Raw genomic sequence first — 20,526 nt, 5'->3', positions numbered from 1 at the left:
TGGGTTCCACTTGTTCAATGAGAGTTTCGATGCGGCATTGGCGCCGCATCGACAGGTCGACTGGTGCTAGACGGCGGCGCGAGCCTTGAGGATGTCGTCCAGCCAGTCACGGCGCAGCTCCGGAACGGATGTGATGAGCTGCTCCGTATAGGGCTCGTAAGGCGGTTCGAAGATTGCCTTCGTGGTGCCGGTTTCGACCACCTTGCCCTTCTGCATCACCATGGTGCGGTCGGCGAGCCGACGGACGACGCCAAGGTCGTGGGTGATGAAGAGATAGGACACGTGCAATTCGTCCTGCAACTTGCGCAGAAGCTTCAGGATTTCCTCCGCGACCAGCGGGTCGAGCGCCGAAGTGACTTCATCGCAGATGATAAGATCCGGCTTTGCCGCCAGCGCCCGGGCGATGCACACGCGCTGTTTTTGCCCGCCCGAAAGCGCGCCGGGCAGGCGGCTTGCAAAATCGGAAGGCAGACCGATGAGTTCGAGCAGGCGCCTGACCTCGATCTCACGCTGATCCTCATTCATGCCGAAATAAAACTTCATCGGACGTCCAATGATTTCGCCAACAGTCTGGCGCGGATTCAGCGCCACGTCCGGAAGCTGATAGACGAGTTGGATGCGGCGCAGTTCTTCACGGCTGCGCTTTTTGTAACTTGCTTCCAGACGTTGTCCGGCGAGCGAAATGATGCCGCTCGAATGGGGTGGTAGGCCCGCAATAATCCGCGCGAGCGTGGATTTGCCCGACCCGGATTCACCAACGATGGCAAGCGTTTCGCCGCGACGGACATAACAATCTACATCGGTCAGAACGAGCTTCTTGCCATAATAGGCAGTCGCGGTCTTCACTTCGAGCAGGATTTCGCCCATCTTGTGCTCGGCCTGTTCGCCCGAAATGCTGGCTTCGCGTTCGGACACCAGACGCTGCGTGTAGTCCTGCTTTGGCGCTTCCAGGATTTCTTCCGCAGAACCAAGCTCAACCATTTTGCCATGACGCAGAACCATGATGCGGTCAGCGATCTGGGCCACCACAGCAAGATCGTGCGTGATGTAAAGTGCAGCGGTGTTGTAACGCTGGATCAGGCTGCGCAGGAGTGCCAGCACTTCGATCTGGGTTGTCACGTCCAGCGCTGTGGTAGGCTCGTCCAGAACCAGAATATCCGGGCGGCAGGACATAGCCATGGCCACCATGGCGCGCTGCAGCTGACCCCCGGAGACCTGATGCGGATAGCGGTCGCCGAAATTATCCGGGTCCGGAAGTTGCAGCGCGTGCAGCAGTTCCAGCATCCAGCTCTTGGCTTCCCCTTTGGTCATGAGGCCATGATAGAGCGGGCCTTCCATGATCTGGTCGCCGATGCGATGCGCGGGATTGAACGACGCTGCCGCGCTCTGCGCCACGTAGGCGATGCGTGCGCCGCGCACCTTTTCACGCGTTTCGCGGGTGCCATCCATCAGCGAAACATCGTCGACGACGATGGTGCCTTCAGCGATCCTGCAACCGCCGCGACCATAACCCATTGCAGCGAGCCCGATGGTGGACTTGCCCGCACCGGACTCGCCAATCAGGCCCAGCACTTCGCCACGCTTCAGCGTCACATCGACATGATCGACAAGCGTTGCGCCGTTGGGTGCCTGGACGACAAGATCGGAGATGGAAAGAACGATATCCTTGTTCATCGGTCCGCTCCCTGCGTGGTTGTGCGTCCGGCCAGAAGCCAGTCAACAACGAGGTTGACGCCAACAGTGAGGATAGCGATCGCAGCCGCCGGGAAAAGCGGTGCGTAGAGGCCGTAGAGAATAGCCTGCTGGTTGTCCTTCACCATGCCGCCCCAGTCCGCGAATGGCGGCTGGATGCCAAGCCCCAGGAACGACAGGCCGGCAACGAAAAGGAAGGTGAAGCAGAAACGCAGACCGAATTCCGCGATCAGCGGCGGCAATGTGTTCGGCAGGATTTCACGCCAGATCAGCCAGCCCAGACCTTCACCGCGAAGACGCGCGGTTTCTGCGTATTCCAACACATTGACGCCCTGCGCCACGATGCGCGCCAGACGGAACACGCGGGTGGAATCCAGCAATGCGATGGTGATAATCAGCACCGGCAATGACGAGCCGAGCGCCTGCAGGATGACGAGGGCCGAAATGAGCACCGGAATGCACATGACGGTATCGACAATGCGTGAGAGAACCGTATCGACCCAGCCACCGAAAATGGCGGCAAGGAAGCCGAGCGGGCATACCGACGCTGAACGACAGGAGCGATGCGGCAAGCGAAACGCCAATGGACATTTGCGCACCAAAGAGCAGCCGCGAAAGCATGTCGCGGCCGTTTTGGTCGAGCCCGAACCAGAACTGTGCCGACGGCGGATCGAATGGTGCGCCGACAATTTCTTCCTGACCATAGGGCGCGATCAGCGGGCCAAACAGGAACATCAGCAGGCAGATGGTGACGATGGCGAGACCGACCCATGCCGTCAGGGGAATAGATTTCTTCATAGTCTTCATCGTGGGTGCCTCAGGCGCGGATTGAGCGCGATGGCAGCGACATCGGCGATGATATTGAGAATGACATAGGCCGCACCGAAGACGAGGGCCGCTGCCTGCACGAGCGGAAGATCACGCTTGGAAACGGCATCAACCATGAAGCGGCCAAGGCCGTTATAGTTGAAGACAGCTTCGACAAGCACCACGCCAGTTATGAGGTAAGCAATGTTGAACGCCACCACATTGACGATTGGAGCCGCTGCATTCGGCAGTGCGTGCTTGGTCACAACGCGCTTGGTGCGAAGACCCTTGAGATATGCCGTTTCGACATAAGCCTGATCCATGACCGATAAAACGGCGGTGCGGGTCATGCGCATCATTTGGGCAACCGTCACGAGCACCAGCGTCAGTGCGGGCAGGGCGGTTGCCTGAACCCATTCGAGGAATGTCATGCCCTCATAGGTGTCGGCAAGGCTTGGCAGCAGGTTGAAGCGGATCGACAAAAACAGGATCAGCAGCAGGCCAAGGAAATATTCAGGCAGGGACACGAAAGCCAGCGCCACGATATTTATCACCCGGTCGAAAAGGCCGCCGCGCTTTACCGCAGTGACAAGACCGAGAAGAATGGCGACAGGAACACTGACGACGGCAGCAAAGGCTGCGAGCGCCATCGTATTCCAGAAACGTGGCCAGAGGAGATCAGCTACCGGTTGTTGGTTGGCAAGCGAGGTGCCCAGATCGCCGGTAACAAACCCGGCGAGCCACGAGAAATAGCGCGCAAGGACCGGTTGATTAAGCCCGAGGCTTTCGCGCAGCGTGGCGAGCGCTTCCGGGGTGGCATTCTGACCGAGAATGGCTGATGCGACATCGCCCGGCAGGATCTGCGTGCCGGCGAAAATCAACGCCGACACGAGGAACAGCGTGAGGAGCCCGAGCCCCACACGCTTGAGAATTAGAACGAACATTTATGCTTCCAGCCAGACTTTTTCGGCAAGGCGCGCACCCATCAGATTGAACATCGGATGCGTGGTCACGCCCTTGAGCTTCTTGGAGGTGGCGTCGAGATAGTCGCCGAACATTGGAATAAGCGCGCCGCCATCATTGCTGATCATGGCTTGCAGTTCAGCATAAATGTCCTTCCGCTTGGCCTGATCGAGCATTGCGCGGGCTTCGAGCAGCTTGGCGTCGAAATCAGCGCTCTTCCAATGCGTGTCGTTTTGCGATGCATTGGAGGCATAAGCGACCGACAGGGCCTGATCGGCGGTTGGACGACCACCACGATAAGACATGCAGAACGGTGCCTTCATCCAGACATTGTCCCAATATCCGTCAGCCGGTTCGCGCTTGATATCGATCTCGATGCCTGACTTGGCCGCGGCGGTGCGGAAGATCGCCGCTGCATCGACGGCACCGGTGAAGGCCGCATCGGAAGCCGAGAGCTGAATTTTCAGCGAATCCATGCCGGCCTGCTTCAAATAGAACTTGGCCTTTTCAGGATCATAGGCGCGCTGCGGCAGAGCGGTATCGAAGAACGGGTCAGTGCTCGGGATCGGGTTGTCGTTGCCCAGACGTCCGTAGCCGCGCAAGGCTGTCTTGAGTAGCTGTTCGCGGTCGATGGCATGCTTGACGGCGAGGCGGACATTGTTGTCGTTAAACGGTGCCTGCGTGCAATCCATCAGGAAGGAGAAATGCTGGCCACCGGAAGACTGCACGATGTTAAGGTTTGGGTTGCGCTTCAACAGATCGACGGTCTTGAAGTCGAGCTGGTTGATGGCGTGCACCTGACCGGACATCATGGCATTGGTTCGGGCGGAAACATCATTGATGACGATGACTTCCACCGCATCGACCCAGGCCGTGTTCGGCTTCCAATAGCTTTCATTGCGCGTGAAACGCGAACGCACGCCCGGCTGGAAACGCTCGAAGACGAAAGGTCCGGTGCCGACCGGCTTGTTGAAATCCGTCCAGTCCTTGGGAACCACGAGGAAGTGATAATCGGAGAGGATGTAAGGCAGATCGGCATTGCCGCTCTTCAGCGTAATCTTGACCGTCCCGGCATCAACCTTGATGACATCGGTGAATTCCGATGCGAGCGAGCGAGCACCCGAGGTGGTTTCGCCGCGATGCAGGTTAATGGAATAGATGATGTCATCGGCGTCCAGTGTCTTGCCGTTGTGGAAAGTCACGCCTTGCCGAACCTTGAAGGTCCATTCCTTGGCGTCGGCTGACGGTTCCCAGCTCTCGAACAGTTCGGGTACAGCCTTGTTGTTGGCGTCGATTTCCACGAGGCCGTTCATCAGCATGTAGGCCTGATTGACCGGAACCCAATCCTTCAAGAGACGCGGGTCGAAATTGTCGGTGGTGGAGCCGCCGCCGATGCCGAGCTTGAGCATTCCGCCTTTTTTGGGCGTGCCGTCGCCTGCTGCGGCAGCTGGCGAAGTAATCAGACCGCCCATGCCGCTGAGGCTGATCAGGCCGATGCCGGCTGCACCCGCCATGAAAGAGCGACGCGTCAATTGAAACTGGCTTTTTTGCTCAGGCATTTCGTACCCCTGTGTTTAAGTCATAGCCTATTGGCTTTTAGGGGTGGGTAACTTACCGCACCCCTTGTTTTCAAGGGTTGATGTCCGGTTGATGGGTATGACTTTTGTGCATACCCCCATGCGAAATGTGTGTGTTGGCATTTGCGCGAACAAGAATAAAGGAGCGTCCAACAGTGATGGCAGGGCGCTTTCTTTGAGGAACGTGGTCGCTGCCTTTTCGGATTTGGATGATCCTGGAGATCAAAAATGGGTTTGCCGGATATTATCGGCTTGGTGGGCGCGTTCTTCTACCTTTTGGGCTACGCGCTGATTCAATTGCGTATTTTTACCGTCGACGATCCGGTCATTCCCTTGCTGAATGTTCTGGGGGGGGTCGCCCTGATTTATTCACTCGCCTGGAATTTCAACCTCGGTTCCTTCATCTCGCAGGTCGCCTGGCTCATCATTACCGTTATCGGTTACATCCGTTTTCGCCTGGTTTCGCGTCGCCGCTCCGCACTTCCGCAGGAATGAAGCGAGCCGGAGATCCGATCATCTTTATGTGATCGGATCGGTTCCGTTGCTGGCGATCAGCCACTCCGAGACCTCGCGCACGATTTTCCGCTGGTGGCGATCAGCAGGCCGCATCAGATAGAAATAGGCGTCCGACCGCATCATATGGTCATGGGCGGCCACCAGTGTTCCGCTGGCGAGCTGTTCCCGGATCAGCCATGTCCAGCCGAGCGTAATGCCGATCCCCTGTGCTGCGGCGGCGACGCAAAGGCCATAATCCCCGAGCCGCCATTCCAGAGCACCGGGCGGCGGCGAGAGCCTGGCATCGTGCCACCATTCCGGCCAACCCTGCCATTCGCGCATTGTATCCTCGATCGCCAGCAGAACCGGTGCTTCCTGCTCCATGATGCCGGGAGCGCCGGGTGCCGAAACCGGCACCACTTCCTCCCGACCCAGCACCGTCAGATTGACTCCGATGGGCCGCTCCTTGCGGTAGAACAGGGCAAGATCGAACTCGTCCAGTCGCAGATGTGCGACGTCATCCGTTACGCGCAGCCGGATTTCGATGCCGGGGATATCGGCTTTCAGCTTGCCGATCCGCGACAGGAACCATTGGTCGGCGATCCCGCGCGAGCAGGCGATGGTGATCTGTCGGGGCCCGATCCATGCACGAAGGCCATCGGTGACGGCACTGAGGTCACCCAGGAGACGGCTCACTTCGGAAGCGTAGCTTTCGCCGATGGCAGTCAGCTGCACACCTGCGGGCAGGCGGTTGAACAGTTTAGAGCCGATGAACGCTTCCAGCTTGCCGATCTGGCGGCTGACGGCGCTCTGGGTGAGGCCGAGTTCCAGACCGGCGCGCGAAAAGCTGCCAAGCCGGGCGGCGCTGTCGAAGGCAACCAGCGCATTGAGGGGAGGCATGGATTGACGACCGACCGCCAAGTGATTTCTCCATTTTCCAGTGCATCGTTTCAACGGTTTGGTTTTACCGTAGCCGATCTCGGGGATCGTTGTTCGCGTCCCCACACCGTCGGTCCTGTGTCTCTATCCAAATAACGCGCTGAAATCCATGGGTGCGGCTCGCTCTTCATTAAATCGAATTGCTTCAGGAACAAACCCGGTCGAGTGCGGTTCGGAGTGCTGTCATCACGACTGTGAAGAGGAGCAATCTCATGCCAGGTCGATATCAGAACGAAGATCGTGACGATTACTACAACGAACCCTACCGGGATTATGAAGCGCGGGGAGGTGACTACCGAGGCTATGATGACCGCTACTCAAGCGATTATGCCCGGGGACGCTATTCCGACGACAATGACGAACGATATGCTTCCCGGCGAGAGCCAAACCGCGAGCGGGAAAGTGACCGGTACCGTCAGCGGACGGAAGGCCAATCCAGAAGCAGCTACGCGTCAGGCGGCCAGCATCGGGGAAAAGGACCGAAGGGATACACACGCTCCGATGACCGCATCAAGGAAGACGTATCGGACGCATTGATGGAAGATGCGGAACTCGATGCATCCGACATTGAGGTGACGGTCAAGAAGGGCGAAGTGATCCTGCAGGGGCAGGTTGGAAATCGTCAGGATAAGCGCAGAGCAGAAGAATGCGCAGAAATGTGCGCCGGCGTTGTTGATGTTCAGAACAACATCAAAATCCGTTCAGCAACATCGGCTTCGTCAAAGGGTACTGCCTGAAATTTGAAACTCGCGGCTGGAGAACGCAGCCGGAGATGAGCCCCTGGCGGGGCTCATGCGCCTTGGGGCGCGAAAACTCACAACAATTGGAGGATGAAATGCCACGCAATATGCCAGAACGTGACGATCAGGGCCGTTTCGTAAGCGATGACGACCGGGGTCGGGGCGGAGATGATCGCCGCAGATATGCCAGCAGCCGCCGGGATGACGATGACCGCCGTTCCAGCCGTTATGACGACGACGACCGCGGCCGCGGCCACGGAGGCTGGTTCGGGGATTCCCGCGGCCATGCTGAAGCTGCCCGTCGCGGATGGGACGAGCGTCGGGACGATCGTGACTATGATGACCGGCGCCGCTATTCCAGCCGCGAAGACGACTACGATGATCGCCGTTCCAGATATGATGACGATGACCGCGGACGGGGTTGGTATGGCGATTCCCGCGGCCACGCGGAAGCCGCACGGCGCGGATGGGACGAGCGACGCGACCAGGATTATGACGACCGTCGCAGATATTCCAGCCGCGACGATGACCGCGGATATTCGAGCCGGGACGATGATCGTCGCTCGGGCGGCGGTCGGGGTCATGGCGGTTGGTTCGGCGACTCTCGCGGCCATGCGGAAGCTGCCCGCAGGGGTTGGGAAGAGCGCCGGGACGATGATTACGACAACCGTCGCGGTCGCTAGAGCATGAGTTCCCCAAAGCGGAAACCCGGTTTTGGAACAGGAAATGCTCTGGACACCGGCAAACAGACAGGGCGGCCTTCGGGCCGCCTTGCACGCCTCTCCGCAGGAATGAGCGTTCTTTTCAAGGAATTTCACGATGGGTGCTAAAGCCACGCGCGAATTGGATATCATCGCCGAAAAGGCGCGCCTTCGCTACCTACGAGCCCGCAATATGCTGATACTGGAAGCAGCAATCAGCGCTCTGCTCGACACCGAAACGCCGCAGGACGCCGCAAAAACCCTGCGGGAACAGGCGGATTTGCTCGTTCGCTATCTTTGAGAACCCATGAAGCTTGTCCCTCCATTGCCTGCGCGCGATGGGCCGGAACATAATTCTCCGGCGTGGGTTCGAATTTCTTTCAAGGGAAAGGAAACAGGATCATGAAAACAGTATTGCTTGCCTTCTCGGCAATTCTTCTCATGTCGGCTCCGGTATATGCCCAGTCGACGAGCGAAAAGACAGGGATCAATTCTCTCGTCGGATCAGCGCCGTCCACCCAGGATTTCGTGACACTGAGCGGAAGCGGCGACATGTTCGAGATTGAATCGAGCAAACTCGCGCTCGCAAAGGCCGATCCCACCACGAAGAGCTTTGCTCAGCAGATGATCACCGATCATCAAAAGACCAGCGAGGAATTGAAAGCGCTCCTGAGCACGAAAGTGAACTCGGTGAAGGCCCCGACCGCGCTTTCCGATGATCATCAGGAAATGCTGGACAAGCTGAAGGGGCTCGAAGGCGAGGATTTCACGAAGCAGTATCGAAGCGATCAGGAAGAGGTGCACGAAGACGCTGTCGATCTGTTCAAGCGATATGGAGAAGGCGGCGAGAATGCCGACCTGCGGGCCTGGGCCAATGCAACCCGGCCCGCGCTGGAGCATCATCTCGAAATGGCGAAGAAACTCAACGAATAAGCGGGAAGGGCTCGCGATTGGCGGCGTGCGGCGCTCAATATGGCGATGCCGAATGCAATGCGGATCGCGAGCCCCCGCCCGGCAAAAGCAGCAATGCTGATTCAGTCATTGGAGCCGTTTCGTTCCATAGTGATGACGCCTCGTGGCGTGTCTATCGGCTCGTCACTGACGCGATGCACCTGATAGGATTTCTCGTTGCGAAATGCACTGAAATCGTTGGTCGTAAGGTCGGTATCCCCTATTGCTACCTGTCCCCGGAAGGCCTCCGTCTCTCCCTGGCTGGCGACTACTCTCGCATCGGCCTCGGAGCGGGCAGAAACCAGAGCCGTTCCATGCTTGGGAGCAAGCTCATTGTCGTCTCCCGGTGAGGGAATGAGCAGAAAGGCATAGCACTGGTAATCGGTCTGGACCTTTACGCCGCTGTCCGGCGTTTCTTTCCATTCGGTGAAAACATTTTTGTCCCGATATTCCATTTTTACCTCCATGGGCTGTAAGGGCTGTGCTCTTGCAGCCGGGCCCGAGCTGCCAGCCCGGTCGCCCTTGATAAGGATGTTGTTTCGTCGCGTACTCGCGGCAAATTCCTCTGCCGCGAGTGCCAAGAAAGAGCTGCTGACGATTGAGTTCCGGCATGCTTCTGCCGAACTGGCACTCACATGGAGTGCGCCGTTACGTTGCCGTCGGCATCGAGCGTTACCATGACGGTCTCGGTCCCCTTCATGGCTGACGCTTCCCACAATCCCTTGTCGTTCAGCTTGAGATTGGAAATTCCGGTATAGCCGGCTTTGGTAAAGCGTTCGGTGGCCTGCTCTTCGGTGAAGCTGTTCTGGCCTGCATCGGGCGCCTTGTCGTCATGTGTCGTCGGCGTAGCGGAAGTAGGCGCATTGGCGTTGGGCGCAGGCGCATTGGTGGATGGCGTGTTCGGCGTCGTCGTCGCATCCTGAGCGCTGCCGACAGTTGGAACAATTATGAGTGCGCTTGCCAATAGAATAGCTGGAATGTTCATCTATCTTCCTCCGTTTTCAGCCCCACCGCGTCGTAACAAAGGCAACTCGCGATTGTTCCGCTTTCTGAACTTGGAATTTTCGATCTCTATTCAGATAGCCCCTGCCGTTAATCCTCGAACGTCTTGTCGCTGTATTCGACAGGGCTTCGAAAAATAAAAAGTTTGGGGAACACCCTTCTGCGAACATTGTTCGAAAGGGGAAACCTCAAGCAAAGGAGAAGCCCAATGGCTAATCAGACGGCGAACTGCAGTTTTGCGTCCAGCGCTGAAAAGCAGCGCGAGATTGCTTCCAACGGAGGCCAGGCATCCGGCGGCAACGTCAAAACCGACCCGGCGCGCGCGGCCGATGTGGACCCGAGGGTGGAGAGCACCGGAGGCGCTTCATTGCGGTGATGTCGATGAGAACCGTTTTCATGATTGTTATTGGAATAGTGCTCCTGCTGGTGGCGGGGGCGCTTTGGCGTGGCATTGGTCCGGGTGCGGACAATGGGCAGAGCCCACCGCATTCCCTGCAGACCGATCCACCCGACTGAACCATCGGCGAGGGGCCTAATCGGAGTTCATAAATATGTCTACGTCAACGAAATCTCCAAACACGATCCGACAGGGCGGCCCCGGAGCCGCTCATGAAAATGCAAAAAACGATCTGAAGATTACCAAACCGCCAGCCGATGGGGAAACCAAAGGCCGCCGCAGCAAGGTTTCCGGCGGTGGCGGAGAAAGGGACATCCACCATACGCACAATCCCGCGACCAAGAAGTGAAGCCTCTGGCTGAACCGGCGAGCGTCTCCGTCCATTTCGCTTGGATATGCGGCGTATCTGCAAGAACGCGGCAGGCGGTTCAATCTCCTTTGAGGAACAAGATTTGATGCTCCGCAGTTAGGTCTATCAAAGGAGATAGACAATGAGCACAAAGCTTCCCCCTGTACCCAAAGGCAACCGCAGCGGAAAAGGCACCGGCGAACAGAAACATGTTCCGCTGAAAAGCAGCCTGTCGCCCCAGGATAATAAATCCGGAAAACAAGGCCAGCAGGCCAACACCAGGATCAATACGACACACCAGGGCTTGCAGCAGGACCGTTAGTCCAATGGAGGAATGGAATGCGTTCGTTTCTCAGAGACAACGGATTGACGATTGCGCTCGCCATTTTTTTCGGCATATCGATCCTCGGCATGGCAGCGGCAGGCTTTGCAAGCTACAACGAAGAGCTTGCAAAACACGGAGAGGCTCCTCTCCCCCTCCTGCAATATTTGATAAGCGGACAATTTCTTTCGGCCCTTTTTGAAAACTGGGAGAGCGAGTTTTTGCAGATGGGGGTCTATGTTGTGCTGACAGCATGGCTCTTTCAGCGCGGTTCGGCGGAATCGCGTGACCCGGACGAGGAAAAGCCGGAGAAGGAGCGGATCGGGCAGCCGTCTTTTCTTTATTCGCATTCGCTGGGGCTGACGCTGTTCGGGCTGTTTATTGCCAGCTTTTTACTGCACTGGTTCGGCAGTGCTCGTGCGTCGGAAATGGATATGGCTCGCCACGGTGCCGCTTCGACAGGTTACCTGCAATATTTGCTGGACGCCGAATTATGGTTTGAATCCTTCCAGAACTGGCAGTCGGAATTCCTATCCACGGCAGTCCTTGTAGTCCTCTCCATCTTCCTGCGCGAAAAAGGTTCGCCGGAATCCAAGCCCGTCAGCGCTCCTGACGAACAGACAGGGAGCTAGACATCTCCGGAAGGTATGTTTTCACCATTCGCGTATAATTGGTGCGGAGCGTGTCGAACGGTAATTTCGTTCGACACGCGCATCGCAGTCATGCCGCGTCTCTGAGATGTACGAACCGAGATCAGAAGCTGTTACGTTCGTGATAAGTGCGCAGGAAGCTCTGGATACGGGCGTCTTCAGGTTGATGCAGAATTTTGGCAGGAGCGTCCACGCCCACCAGTTCGCCCTTTTCCATGAAGGCCACCTGATCGGCGACATGGGCCGCAAATCCCATTTCATGGGTTACCACGACCATGGTCATGCCTTCGGCAGCAAGCGTCTTCATCACGCTCAGCACTTCACCAACCAGTTCAGGATCGAGCGCCGATGTAGGCTCATCGAATAACATCAGCCGCGGCTCCATGGCGATGGCGCGGGCGATGGCCACCCGTTGCTGCTGGCCGCCGGACAGGCGGGAAGGAAAGCTCGCTGTCTTGTCAGACAATCCCACTTTTCTCAATGCCTCGGCAGCGCGCGCCTCTGCTTCCGCCCTCGGCAGGCCACGCACGCGCAGCAGTCCCTCGGCGACATTCTGGAGCGCGGTCATGTGCGGCCACAGATTGAACTGCTGGAACACCATGCCGATGGAGCGGCGCATCTCCCGCAGCTTGCTGCCCGGCATCTTGCGGCCGCCGGGGCTGACATAGCCGATCATCTGCCCATCGATGCTGATCTCGCCGGAATCATATTCCTCCAGAAAATTGATGCAGCGCAGCAATGTGGACTTGCCCGAGCCGGACGGCCCGATCAGACAGGTGACCTTGCCGGGCAGGATAGACAGGTTCACATCTTTCAGCGCGTGAAAGGGGCCGTAGAATTTGTTGACCTTGCGGATCTCGACGGATGACGCGGCGAGCATCTTACGTCCTTTCAACCAGATGTTTCGTTATGCGCGCTTCCAGCCAACGGCCGGCGCGTGAGATTGTCTCGACCAGTGCCCAGAAAAACAGCGCCAGCACGAGATTTGCTTCGAGATAGCGGAAGGTTTCCGTGGACATGCGCTGCACTGAATACATGAGTTCAGGCACCGTGATGATCGACAGGATCACTGTTTCCTTGGTCAGAATGATCGAGAAATTGACCAGTGCGGGCAGGGCCGAAACGAGGCCGAGCGGCAGGAGAATCCGACGCACGATGGTTGGTTCCGACATGCCGATGGCTCGGGCGGCCTCCAGCTGTCCCGCCGGCACGGCGAGGAAGCCGGCGCGGAAGATTTCGGCGAAATAGGGGCTGCCGTAAACCGTCAGGCCTACAAGCCCGGCAGTCAGCGCCTCGAGCCGCAATCCGATCAGCGGGCCGCCATAATAGAGGACGAAGAGCTGCACCAGAAAGGGCGTGCCGCGAATGATCTCGATATAGGCCTGGATCAGCCAGGACACCGGGCGCGGCCCGTAGCGCTGCACGAGCGCAATGACAAGACCCAGCGCCATGCCAAAGAGAGTACCCAGCGCCCAGCACAGGATCGTCAGCGCAAAGCCGTTCGACAGGATAGGCCAATATTGTTCCAGGATCGTCAGGCTCATGTGGCGCTCATCCTGTGTTCGAGATAGCGCCCCACTGCGGCGAGGCAGAGATTGATGAGCAGATAGATGCACGCGGCTGCAACATACACTTCCAGAGGACGGAAAGTGGTTGCTGCCTGTGCCTGACTGGCGCGTGTGACTTCCAGTATGCCGACCACGGAAACCAGCGAAGAAGCCTTGACCAGCAGGATCATCTCATTGACAAGGGCTGGCAGTGAAAGCCTGGCCGCCTGCGGCAGGATGATCCGGGTCCAGATATCGCGCGGCCCCATGCCGATGGCGGTTGCGGCTTCTGCCTGTCCGGGCGGCAGGGCGATGATCGCACCGCGCCAGATTTCCGAAACATAGGCGCTGGAACAGATGCCGACCGTAACCACGGCGGCGACCAGCGCGGGAACATTGATGCCGATGACGGGCAGAAGATAATAGCAAAGCAGAAGCTGCACCAGCAGCGGCACACCGCGCAGGAAACTAACCCAGAGTGCAGCAAACCTGCGCAGCCAGACTCTGCGGGAAAGTGCCGCCGCGCAGATCAGCGCGCCGATCACCAGTCCCAGTCCGATACCCAGCAGGGATATCAGCAGCGTGAAACGCGCCGCCCAGAAGAGCGGCCCGAAACTGGCCAGGAAGGTCGAGGTGGAAAACATCGCTGCTCCGTTTGGTGGCGGGCAGGATTTCTCCTGCCCGCATGTCGTATCACTTGGTCGGAACTTCGCGAGGCAGTTCGGTATAGGTGCCCAGCCACTTCTCCTGAATGGTCTTGATGCGGCCGTCATCCGTCATCTTGAGGATCGCGTCATTCACGGCCTTGATGAAGCTTGCACTGTCGGCGTCCTTGCGAGCGACCCAGGCGAAGTAGGTCGGGTTGCCGAAGGTCGGCTTGTCGAACATCGCGAAGGTTTCCGGCCGTGTCTTCACCAGATAGGTGAGGTTGGGCAAGGAGCCGGCGACGGCATCCAGACGTCCGGCCGCCAGGTCGGCATAAGCCTCGTCGGTGGTGCCGTATTCCTTGACGTTGACGCCGCCCAGGCTTTCCCCGAAGGCCTGCAACTGCTTGAACTGTGCGGTGCCCTGCTGGACGCCGACGGTCTTGCCCTTGATATCCTCTGGCTTCTTCAGTTCGGTGTTGCTGGCAGCGTGCACCAGCGCCACCGTGGCGTCGGCGATCGGCAGGCTGAAGGCGTAGCGTTCGAGACGCTCGGGGGTGATGGTGACGGGCGCGATCACGATATCGAACTTCTTGACCTCGAGACCGGGAAGTTCCGCAGTCCACGGAATATCCTGGTAAACCGGCTCTGCGCCGAGTTCCTTGGCGACACCGTCGAAGAGATCCTTCGTCATGCCTTCATACGTGCCGTTGGTCAGCATGTCGAACGGCGCATAGTGCATATCGGTAGCTGTTTCGATCTTGCCCCTTAGCCTTGATATCCGACAGCTGGTCGGCCATTGCAGGCATGGTCAAGCCCAGCACTGCGATACCGAGGAGGGCGGATTTCAATGTTCCCGAAAACGTCATTTTATTTTCTCCCAGATAAACTGCGTGGCGATGTTCGCCCTACAGAACGTTATTAAGCACATTTCACGCGGCGCCGGATATGGCCGCTCACAGAAAAGTCGAGCGGGATGATAACCGAACCCGTCAGGCCAGCATATTGCCGGAGATGATCATGCGCTGGATTTCGCTGGACCCCTCATAGATACGCATGATGCGCAGGTCGCGATTGATCCGCTCTATGGGGAAATCACGCGTGTAACCGTAACCGCCGTGTATTTGCAGCGCTATATCGGCTATTTTCCCGGCTGCTTCGGAAGCGCCGAGCTTGGCCATGGATGCTGCCAGCGAGAAGCGTCCACCCTGGTGATGCGCCAGATCGCGCTGGCGCGAGGCTTCCTGCGACAGCAAAAGTGCAGAATGATATGCAAGGGCCATATCGGCGATCATCCATCGGATGCCCTGCCGCTCCGACAGCGGCATGCCGCCGATGATGCGTTCTTTCGCGTAGGCGATGGCGGCATTCATCGCCGCGCCAGCAAGGCCGAGACATTGGGCGGCCACTTCAATGCGGCCATTGTCGAGCACCTGCATGGCAGTTCGAAAGCCCTTGCCCTCTTCACCGAGCAAAGCATGTTCGGGAAGCGTGCAGTCCAGATTGAGCGTGAAGACATGGCCGCCTTTGAGCCCCATTGTCTTTTCCGCCGGACCCGCCTCGAAACCAGGCGTATCCTTCGGCAGAATGAAAGCAGAAATGCCACGATGCGCCTTTTCAGGATCAGTCACTGCGTAAACCACAATGAAGTCGGCCACACCGCCGTTCGAAATAAAGCACTTTGTGCCTTTGAGATGCCAGCCGCCTTCTATTCGCCTGGCACGTGTCTTCATGTCCGCAGGATCGGAGCCCGCCGTCGGCTCGGTGAGCGCGAAGGCGGCGAGCGCTTCGCCGCTGGCAGCTTTGGGCAACCACTCCTGTTTCTGAGCCTCCGTGCCGCCGATCAGGATGGAATCGGTTGCCAGATAATGCGCTGTCAGTGCCGAGGCCGTGGACCCGCAGGCGGCCGCCACGATCGACACGGCTCGCAGCAGGGCCGGCGCGGAAATGCCGCTGCCGCCATAGGCTTCCGGCAAGTTGGCTCCCATCATGCCCGCTTCGCCGAGTGTGGCGATCTGCCGGTCGACAAAGCGCGATGTCTCGTCGGTTTCTGCCGCCAGCGGCGCAATCTTGTCAGCACATATCCGCTCCAGCACATCGCAGAACATGCTCTCTTCTTCGGCCAGCATATGCCAGGGATCATTGATCTGCGTCATGCGCGCTCCTTCAGTCCGAATTCCTTCAACACCGTGGCGATGTCGCCGCCAAGCCGTGGTGCGGCGGTCGCAGCGACGGGCTTGTGTCCATCGAAACGAACTGGCTGTCCAACCACTGGCGCCTGGCCCAGAACCGAATGGGCAAGCTGGGTAACAAGGCCGCGCGCGGTCGCATGTTCGTTATCAGCTGCCTGTGCGATGTTCCAGATTGGCGCCGCGGGCAGGCCTTCCGCCGCCAGCGCCGTCACCGCATCTTCAGTGGTCATGCTGCCCGACCATTCCTCGATGAATGCCTTTAGAGCCGGTTCGTGTTCGGTACGGCTGCTGTCGCTGGCAAAACGCGGATCGTCCGCAATCTCCGGTTTGCCCATGAGTTTTGCCAGTTTTCCGAACTGCCCTCCGTTCAGCACTGCGATTACCACCTCTCCGTCACTTGTCTTGAAACAGCCGAAAGGCGTGGATATCGGATGTCGGTTGCCGACACGGCTTGGCAGAACGCCGCTGTAGAAATGCTGGGCGTGACTGGTGGTCAACATCGAAAACAGCGCGTCATACATGGCAACATCGAGCGTCGCGCCATGCCCCGTCGCGTTGCGCTGAACCAGTGCGGCCATAATCGACCAGCTGGCAAACAGGCCCGCGATCAGATCGGCGATGCTTTCGCCGGTTTTCAGTGGCGCGCCGCCTTCCTCGCCGGTCGCTGTCATCAGGCCGGACATGGCCTGCACCACGAGGTCATAGGCTGGAAGGTCCCTGAACGGCCCCTCCTGCCCGAAACCGGAAATGGAACAATAGATGAGCCGGGGATTGGCTTCGCGCAAGGCGGCTGCGCCAAGTCCAAGCCGGGCGGCAACGCCCGGGCGGAAATTTTCGACGACTACATCCACGCGGGCCGCAAGTGTCTGCGCCAGTTCAAGATCGGCCTGGTTTTTAAGATCGAGCGCTATGCTTTTCTTGCCGCGATTGTTGAGCGTGAACAAGGCACTTTCACCCTCCTTGAACGGCCCGACATGTCGATAGTCGTCGCCGGAAAGTGGCTCCAGCTTGATGATCTCCGCGCCCAGATCGGCGAGTAGTGCCGTGCAATACGGCCCCGCGAGAACGCGGGACAGATCGAGCACCCGGATTCCCGTCAGCGGGCCGCTCATATTTTCCACTCCCGGCCCGGGATTTCGGTCCGTTCGATTCGATCGTCTACGATAATGATGGAAGTACGTTCTGCAGGGAGACAGCTCCTCTGCTTTCCCTCCATACGCGCGGTGGCATGCGTCAATATCTGCATCTGGGCTTGCTCCCGAAAGCCTCGCTATTTTTTGTGAGCTAATCATAAAAAATTGTATATGTCTAAACTTATTTCTCTATATGTTTAAACTTATCGGTGCGGTAAACTGGCGGACGCGATGTGGGCGTTCGTATTGCGAAAGTCGGAATGGACATGTATCGTTCGGCGCTGAGCATGTTGAATTGCTGCTGCGTGTGCTGGGAATTGATGCAGGAGCGACGGCTGCAGGACGTAAATTCGATGCCAAACAGGCTAGCCAGCGACGTCCGGGCTGCGAGGCGTCATGGGGTGCGAAATGGCATGCATCTTGACCATGATCGTATGATCGCTGATTACCTGATTTCTATCGGCGGATTGCAGGAGTGCATGTGATCGACAAGCGATCTGGCGGCCATCTGGGCTCAACGTCTCCAAAAGCACAGAAAATTGCCAGCGAAGTGCGGCGCCGCATCGTTGAACTTGAATGGCGTCAGGGCGACCGAATTCCAGACGAGGCCGATCTTGCGATCGAGTTTGACGCCGCGCGAGCGACCGTCAACAAGGCATTGCAGCTTCTGGCTGACGAAGGATTGTTGGACCGCCGCCGCCGAGCGGGTACCCGTATCGCGATCGATCCGGTGCGCAAGGCGACAGTCTCAATCTCGATTGTGCGTGAACAGGTCGAACAGGCCGGCATGGTCTACAGTTATCGCGTCGTTGCGCAGCGGAAAAGTCCGATCCCGGCAGAGGTTGCGGCGCGGCTTGGTCTTCCGGAAGGGGAAATTCTCGTTCATATGCGGGCTGTGCATTACGGCAATGGCCAGCCCTTCCAGCTGGAGGACCGCTGGGTCAATCTGCGCGCGTCACCAGAACTTGAAAAGGCCGACTTCTGGCAACTGAATGCCAATGAATGGCTGGTGCGCAACGCGCCTTATTTGAGAGCTGACCTGACATTTTCAGCCGAAAATGCCAATCGCCGCGATGCCAGATTACTGCAGACCGAACCGGGACAGGCATTGCTGATCATGCACCGCACGACCTGGAACGCCCTGGGCCCGATCACGACCGCCCGGGTGGCGTTCCAGCCCGGCCATCTCGTAAGTACAGAAAAAGCTGCGAACCGAGGCTGAGTTTGATCGCGTCATGCTGCGGAAAACTGTGATTGCCACCTCGGCAAGGTAGACACATCGGCCGGGGACCGAACTCACTTATGGCGAGACAGCCATTACAGTTCACGGCAGCGCTCGGTTCAAGCGCGCCTTGTACCATAGAGATCAGGCTGCTTCTTTCAAAATAGCGCGGATAGGCTGGGGTGCGGTGCCGAGATAACCCGCAACCATCCGGGTGATATGTTCCACAATATCCGCTTCATCGGAAAGGGAGTGGCCGCAGTCATTGAGAACGATGGCATGGGTCAATGTCTCCACGGTCGTCACGCAAATGAATGCGGCCGTATCCAGGTCTTTGAGCTGAATGTCGTCCTTGCATTTTTCGAGATAATGCCGAACCAAATCCAGCGTATCCTTTCGGATGGCTTCCACCTCGGCGAGTTTTCCAATTCTGGGCACTTCTTCCTTGAAGATGCGGTGGAGATCCGGGTCGACCCGGTGTGCAGCAATCATCGCGCGAATGAGTTCCCGCATGGCACTGTTCAGGTCGTCTGAGGCGCATGCCTGCATCGCGTTTTCCAACAGAGCCAGAATTTCACGATTATGTCTGGCGACGAGCGCAGCCACAAGCGACTCCTTGTTGGGAAAATACTGATAGAGCGATCCAATACTCACGCCTGCCACGGCGGCGACACGATTTGTGCTGGTTCGAGCGTATCCTTCGCGCACCAAAACGCGAGCAGTGGCATCCAGTATCGCCTCGACAGTCATCCGTGACCTCTCTTGCGAGGCCGATTTTCTGGGGGTTGTGGCGCTGAACTTGCTCATATCCTCGATTTTCCTAATGCGAGTAGACAATGCGAGTAAACACTCACATATTTTGTATAAATCGTCAACAACAATGAACGTGAATAATATTTCTGCGATCAAGTGTCGAAATTGAACTTTCCTGTTCCGCGTTCAAAATAGATAACAAGAGTTTTACAATATGATGAAGGTCGTCCGAGGATTTTTACTTGTTTCTGTGGTGGTACTCGCAGCTGGCTGCGTCAGTTCCGGGCAAAAAGACGTTTCCGTTGCAGAATGTGCTCTTGCAGGGCATGGTGAAACATTCAAGGAAAAATGCAACGCGCCAAAACTGGGCTGGAAGGGCGCGAATGCGAGCGATTTCACCTTTAGCCACTAATCGACCGCTAATGGTCGAAAATCTCGGTACTCGGTCACCAGTCTCTGACAGCTTCACGAGGAAAGATGAAGCGAAGGGAGATCAGTTCAATCGGTCACGTCGAAAGGCTATGGCCGAAACCGAGAAATCGTCAAAGCCGGATTAGACGATGGGTGCGTTTCTGGCGTCGAAAGGTCTGGGACGCTCGGAAACCGTACGGGCGGCATTTTCAATCAAGGGGCCAAAATTGTCGCTGAAGCTTTCTACCGACCATTCCTGTAGATTGCCAGCGATATGGATTGCTCCGATGGGCACGCCCTTTGCATCGGTAACCGGCGCGCCGATTGCTATTTCGTGGGCCAGCAACTGACGGCAGAGAACGGAGTGTCCCCGTCTGCGCGTGGCATCGACCTGTTCCATTACGCCAGCAAGATCGGTGATGGTATAGGGCGTGAACGGGGTGAGGTCGGAACGGTTTACGATATCCGCAATTCGGTCGTCCGGCAGGCGCGACAGGACTGCGATGCCGCCCGCCGTGCAGTAAGTCGGAACCGCATTACCGACGATGGTTGCGCTGAAGACTTCGTGTTTTGACGGCATACGCAGGGCATAGACCAGCCGTATATCATCGAAAAGCGATAGATCCACACGTTCGCGCACCCTTCGGCGTAGTTCCAGCATAACCGGATTGGCTCGCTGGAGCATCGGGTTCAGCCGCAGAAAATCATGTGTCATATCCAGAATTCGCAAGCCGGGAAGATAGCCGCGATCCTCCGGGTCCCGCGCAACCATGCCGAGTTTCATAAGCGAATTGACGATGCGCTGCGTCGCGCTGCGATCGAGTCCCGATGCGGTCGCAATCTGCGTAAGGGATAGGGGGTGTCGAGCGCTCTGGAAGGCGGACAGTACAGCGACCGTGCGCGCAACCGAACGTAGAAACAAGGGGTCGTCTTTGAATTCATCCGCTTCGTCAGGGTCGAAAGTGGACAATCCGGTCAGGTCGCGAAATTGGTTCATGGGCGCAAGCTTTAGTCGCCATTCATAGATTGACAAGGAGCA

General features: G+C 57.8%; 25 protein-coding genes and 1 pseudogene. 10 read left to right on the top strand and 16 right to left on the bottom strand.

The features are described from left to right. Window positions 1-66: 66 nt before the first annotated feature. The 4 genes and pseudogenes from OINT_RS18990 to OINT_RS18975 form a co-directional block, all read right to left on the bottom strand. Window positions 67-1,674: an ABC transporter ATP-binding protein gene (locus OINT_RS18990; protein ID WP_006469526.1), complete on the bottom strand. Its 1,608-nt coding sequence runs from the start codon at window positions 1,672-1,674 to the stop codon at window positions 67-69. Beyond that, a pseudogene (locus OINT_RS18985) lies at window positions 1,671-2,490 on the bottom strand (ABC transporter permease). Before OINT_RS18985 ends, OINT_RS18990 begins: the two are co-directional and overlap by 4 nt. A 5-nt stretch (window positions 2,491-2,495) precedes the next feature. Next, entirely contained in the window at window positions 2,496-3,443 is a 948-nt protein-coding gene (locus OINT_RS18980) for an ABC transporter permease (protein ID WP_006469524.1), read from the bottom strand. After that, the gene (locus tag OINT_RS18975; protein ID WP_006469523.1) at window positions 3,444-5,021 is read right to left on the bottom strand and encodes an ABC transporter substrate-binding protein; all 1,578 of its coding nucleotides are present in this window, start codon (window positions 5,019-5,021) and stop codon (window positions 3,444-3,446) included. Window positions 5,022-5,267: 246 nt separating this feature from the next. Between OINT_RS18975 and OINT_RS18970 the strand changes: the two genes are divergently transcribed. After that, entirely contained in the window at window positions 5,268-5,534 is a 267-nt protein-coding gene (locus OINT_RS18970) for a CBU_0592 family membrane protein (protein ID WP_006469522.1), read from the top strand. 24 nt (window positions 5,535-5,558) lie between these two features. Here OINT_RS18970 and OINT_RS18965 read toward each other — a convergent pair whose 3' ends face one another. Then, entirely contained in the window at window positions 5,559-6,455 is an 897-nt protein-coding gene (locus tag OINT_RS18965; RefSeq protein ID WP_006473213.1) for a LysR substrate-binding domain-containing protein, read from the bottom strand. A 230-nt stretch (window positions 6,456-6,685) separates the two neighbouring features. Here OINT_RS18965 and OINT_RS23170 point away from each other — a divergent pair, with 230 nt between their 5' ends. Next, on the top strand, window positions 6,686-7,210 hold the full coding sequence (locus tag OINT_RS23170; protein ID WP_006473212.1) for a BON domain-containing protein: 525 nt from the start codon (window positions 6,686-6,688) through the stop codon (window positions 7,208-7,210). A 77-nt stretch (window positions 7,211-7,287) separates the two neighbouring features. Here OINT_RS23170 and OINT_RS23915 read toward each other — a convergent pair whose 3' ends face one another. Continuing rightward, window positions 7,288-7,827, bottom strand: coding sequence for a hypothetical protein (locus OINT_RS23915; RefSeq protein WP_155734105.1), 540 nt, complete (start codon window positions 7,825-7,827; stop codon window positions 7,288-7,290). Window positions 7,828-8,032: 205 nt separating this feature from the next. Here OINT_RS23915 and OINT_RS18945 point away from each other — a divergent pair, with 205 nt between their 5' ends. Both OINT_RS18945 and OINT_RS18940 read left to right on the top strand, forming a co-directional pair. Next, entirely contained in the window at window positions 8,033-8,215 is a 183-nt protein-coding gene (locus OINT_RS18945; RefSeq protein WP_006473209.1) for a hypothetical protein, read from the top strand. 101 nt (window positions 8,216-8,316) lie between these two features. Continuing rightward, on the top strand, window positions 8,317-8,847 hold the full coding sequence (locus tag OINT_RS18940; protein WP_006473208.1) for a DUF4142 domain-containing protein: 531 nt from the start codon (window positions 8,317-8,319) through the stop codon (window positions 8,845-8,847). 101 nt (window positions 8,848-8,948) lie between these two features. Here the strand turns inward: OINT_RS18940 and OINT_RS22550 are convergent, their stop codons facing one another. Continuing rightward, on the bottom strand, window positions 8,949-9,320 hold the full coding sequence (locus OINT_RS22550) for a hypothetical protein (protein ID WP_021585360.1): 372 nt from the start codon (window positions 9,318-9,320) through the stop codon (window positions 8,949-8,951). Window positions 9,321-9,496: 176 nt separating this feature from the next. Further along, complete coding sequence (locus OINT_RS18930; protein WP_006469518.1) at window positions 9,497-9,850, bottom strand: hypothetical protein; 354 nt, start codon at window positions 9,848-9,850, stop codon at window positions 9,497-9,499. 225 nt (window positions 9,851-10,075) lie between these two features. Here OINT_RS18930 and OINT_RS23165 point away from each other — a divergent pair, with 225 nt between their 5' ends. The 4 genes from OINT_RS23165 (at window position 10,076) to OINT_RS18915 (ending at window position 11,567) form a co-directional block, all read left to right on the top strand. Further along, window positions 10,076-10,243: a con-10 family general stress protein gene (locus OINT_RS23165; RefSeq protein ID WP_006473206.1), complete on the top strand. Its 168-nt coding sequence runs from the start codon at window positions 10,076-10,078 to the stop codon at window positions 10,241-10,243. A gap of 175 nt (window positions 10,244-10,418) precedes the next feature. Beyond that, window positions 10,419-10,613, top strand: a complete 195-nt coding sequence (locus tag OINT_RS18925) for a hypothetical protein (RefSeq protein ID WP_006473205.1) — start codon at window positions 10,419-10,421, stop codon at window positions 10,611-10,613. Window positions 10,614-10,755: 142 nt separating this feature from the next. Next, on the top strand, window positions 10,756-10,935 hold the full coding sequence (locus tag OINT_RS18920) for a hypothetical protein (protein WP_006469515.1): 180 nt from the start codon (window positions 10,756-10,758) through the stop codon (window positions 10,933-10,935). Between the two features lie 17 nt (window positions 10,936-10,952). Then, window positions 10,953-11,567, top strand: a complete 615-nt coding sequence (locus OINT_RS18915) for a DUF6766 family protein (protein WP_006469514.1) — start codon at window positions 10,953-10,955, stop codon at window positions 11,565-11,567. A gap of 121 nt (window positions 11,568-11,688) precedes the next feature. Here the strand turns inward: OINT_RS18915 and OINT_RS18910 are convergent, their stop codons facing one another. The 6 genes from OINT_RS18910 to OINT_RS18885 all read right to left on the bottom strand — a co-directional run bounded on the left by OINT_RS18910 (window position 11,689) and on the right by OINT_RS18885 (window position 17,080). Further along, complete coding sequence (locus OINT_RS18910; RefSeq protein ID WP_006473204.1) at window positions 11,689-12,465, bottom strand: amino acid ABC transporter ATP-binding protein; 777 nt, start codon at window positions 12,463-12,465, stop codon at window positions 11,689-11,691. Between the two features lies 1 nt (window position 12,466). Next, complete coding sequence (locus OINT_RS18905; RefSeq protein ID WP_006469512.1) at window positions 12,467-13,129, bottom strand: amino acid ABC transporter permease; 663 nt, start codon at window positions 13,127-13,129, stop codon at window positions 12,467-12,469. Then, complete coding sequence (locus OINT_RS18900) at window positions 13,126-13,776, bottom strand: amino acid ABC transporter permease (protein ID WP_006469511.1); 651 nt, start codon at window positions 13,774-13,776, stop codon at window positions 13,126-13,128. Before OINT_RS18900 ends, OINT_RS18905 begins: the two co-directional genes overlap by 4 nt. 49 nt (window positions 13,777-13,825) lie before the next feature. After that, on the bottom strand, window positions 13,826-14,497 hold the full coding sequence (locus OINT_RS18895; protein ID WP_235691711.1) for a transporter substrate-binding domain-containing protein: 672 nt from the start codon (window positions 14,495-14,497) through the stop codon (window positions 13,826-13,828). A gap of 271 nt (window positions 14,498-14,768) precedes the next feature. After that, complete coding sequence (locus OINT_RS18890; protein WP_006469509.1) at window positions 14,769-15,932, bottom strand: acyl-CoA dehydrogenase family protein; 1,164 nt, start codon at window positions 15,930-15,932, stop codon at window positions 14,769-14,771. Next, entirely contained in the window at window positions 15,929-17,080 is a 1,152-nt protein-coding gene (locus tag OINT_RS18885) for a CaiB/BaiF CoA transferase family protein (RefSeq protein WP_006473202.1), read from the bottom strand. The genes OINT_RS18890 and OINT_RS18885 overlap by 4 nt, the downstream gene beginning before the upstream one ends. Before the next feature lie 502 nt (window positions 17,081-17,582). Between OINT_RS18885 and OINT_RS18875 the strand changes: the two genes are divergently transcribed. Next, on the top strand, window positions 17,583-18,323 hold the full coding sequence (locus OINT_RS18875; RefSeq protein WP_006469507.1) for a GntR family transcriptional regulator: 741 nt from the start codon (window positions 17,583-17,585) through the stop codon (window positions 18,321-18,323). 144 nt (window positions 18,324-18,467) lie between these two features. Here OINT_RS18875 and OINT_RS18870 read toward each other — a convergent pair whose 3' ends face one another. After that, window positions 18,468-19,130, bottom strand: coding sequence for a TetR/AcrR family transcriptional regulator (locus OINT_RS18870; RefSeq protein WP_025091796.1), 663 nt, complete (start codon window positions 19,128-19,130; stop codon window positions 18,468-18,470). 160 nt (window positions 19,131-19,290) lie between these two features. On the opposite strand from OINT_RS18870, the gene OINT_RS23665 reads away from it, so the two are divergent. After that, a complete protein-coding gene (locus tag OINT_RS23665) occupies window positions 19,291-19,488 on the top strand; it encodes a hypothetical protein (protein WP_006469505.1) in 198 nt (65 codons plus the stop codon). A gap of 141 nt (window positions 19,489-19,629) precedes the next feature. On the opposite strand, the gene OINT_RS18865 is transcribed toward OINT_RS23665, so the two are convergent. Further along, window positions 19,630-20,484: an IclR family transcriptional regulator gene (locus OINT_RS18865; RefSeq protein WP_006473198.1), complete on the bottom strand. Its 855-nt coding sequence runs from the start codon at window positions 20,482-20,484 to the stop codon at window positions 19,630-19,632. Window positions 20,485-20,526 lie beyond the last annotated feature (42 nt).

The sequence above is a fragment of the Brucella intermedia LMG 3301 genome (assembly GCF_000182645.1).
Classification (GTDB): domain Bacteria; phylum Pseudomonadota; class Alphaproteobacteria; order Rhizobiales; family Rhizobiaceae; genus Brucella; species Brucella intermedia.
The sequence above is the reverse complement of the archived record's forward strand: the minus strand, read 5'-3'. Positions and strand labels throughout refer to the sequence as shown.

Coding starts and splice junctions, on each gene's coding strand:
- OINT_RS18920 (WP_006469515.1), top strand. CDS start 10,756: ATGAGCACAAAGCTTCCCCCTGTACCCAAAGGCAACCGCAGCGGAAAA.
- OINT_RS23170 (WP_006473212.1), top strand. CDS start 6,686: ATGCCAGGTCGATATCAGAACGAAGATCGTGACGATTACTACAACGAA.
- OINT_RS18915 (WP_006469514.1), top strand. CDS start 10,953: ATGCGTTCGTTTCTCAGAGACAACGGATTGACGATTGCGCTCGCCATT.
- OINT_RS18895 (WP_235691711.1), bottom strand. CDS start 14,497: ATGCTGACCAACGGCACGTATGAAGGCATGACGAAGGATCTCTTCGAC.
- OINT_RS18980 (WP_006469524.1), bottom strand. CDS start 3,443: ATGTTCGTTCTAATTCTCAAGCGTGTGGGGCTCGGGCTCCTCACGCTG.
- OINT_RS18870 (WP_025091796.1), bottom strand. CDS start 19,130: ATGAGCAAGTTCAGCGCCACAACCCCCAGAAAATCGGCCTCGCAAGAG.
- OINT_RS18940 (WP_006473208.1), top strand. CDS start 8,317: ATGAAAACAGTATTGCTTGCCTTCTCGGCAATTCTTCTCATGTCGGCT.
- OINT_RS18900 (WP_006469511.1), bottom strand. CDS start 13,776: ATGTTTTCCACCTCGACCTTCCTGGCCAGTTTCGGGCCGCTCTTCTGG.
- OINT_RS18885 (WP_006473202.1), bottom strand. CDS start 17,080: ATGAGCGGCCCGCTGACGGGAATCCGGGTGCTCGATCTGTCCCGCGTT.
- OINT_RS18905 (WP_006469512.1), bottom strand. CDS start 13,129: ATGAGCCTGACGATCCTGGAACAATATTGGCCTATCCTGTCGAACGGC.
- OINT_RS18910 (WP_006473204.1), bottom strand. CDS start 12,465: ATGCTCGCCGCGTCATCCGTCGAGATCCGCAAGGTCAACAAATTCTAC.
- OINT_RS18865 (WP_006473198.1), bottom strand. CDS start 20,484: ATGAACCAATTTCGCGACCTGACCGGATTGTCCACTTTCGACCCTGAC.
- OINT_RS18975 (WP_006469523.1), bottom strand. CDS start 5,021: ATGCCTGAGCAAAAAAGCCAGTTTCAATTGACGCGTCGCTCTTTCATG.
- OINT_RS22550 (WP_021585360.1), bottom strand. CDS start 9,320: ATGGAATATCGGGACAAAAATGTTTTCACCGAATGGAAAGAAACGCCG.
- OINT_RS18990 (WP_006469526.1), bottom strand. CDS start 1,674: ATGAACAAGGATATCGTTCTTTCCATCTCCGATCTTGTCGTCCAGGCA.
- OINT_RS18925 (WP_006473205.1), top strand. CDS start 10,419: ATGTCTACGTCAACGAAATCTCCAAACACGATCCGACAGGGCGGCCCC.
- OINT_RS23165 (WP_006473206.1), top strand. CDS start 10,076: ATGGCTAATCAGACGGCGAACTGCAGTTTTGCGTCCAGCGCTGAAAAG.
- OINT_RS23665 (WP_006469505.1), top strand. CDS start 19,291: ATGATGAAGGTCGTCCGAGGATTTTTACTTGTTTCTGTGGTGGTACTC.
- OINT_RS18930 (WP_006469518.1), bottom strand. CDS start 9,850: ATGAACATTCCAGCTATTCTATTGGCAAGCGCACTCATAATTGTTCCA.
- OINT_RS18945 (WP_006473209.1), top strand. CDS start 8,033: ATGGGTGCTAAAGCCACGCGCGAATTGGATATCATCGCCGAAAAGGCG.
- OINT_RS23915 (WP_155734105.1), bottom strand. CDS start 7,827: ATGGCCGCGAGAGTCGCCGAACCAACCGCCATGACCCCGACCGCCGCC.
- OINT_RS18890 (WP_006469509.1), bottom strand. CDS start 15,932: ATGACGCAGATCAATGATCCCTGGCATATGCTGGCCGAAGAAGAGAGC.
- OINT_RS18970 (WP_006469522.1), top strand. CDS start 5,268: ATGGGTTTGCCGGATATTATCGGCTTGGTGGGCGCGTTCTTCTACCTT.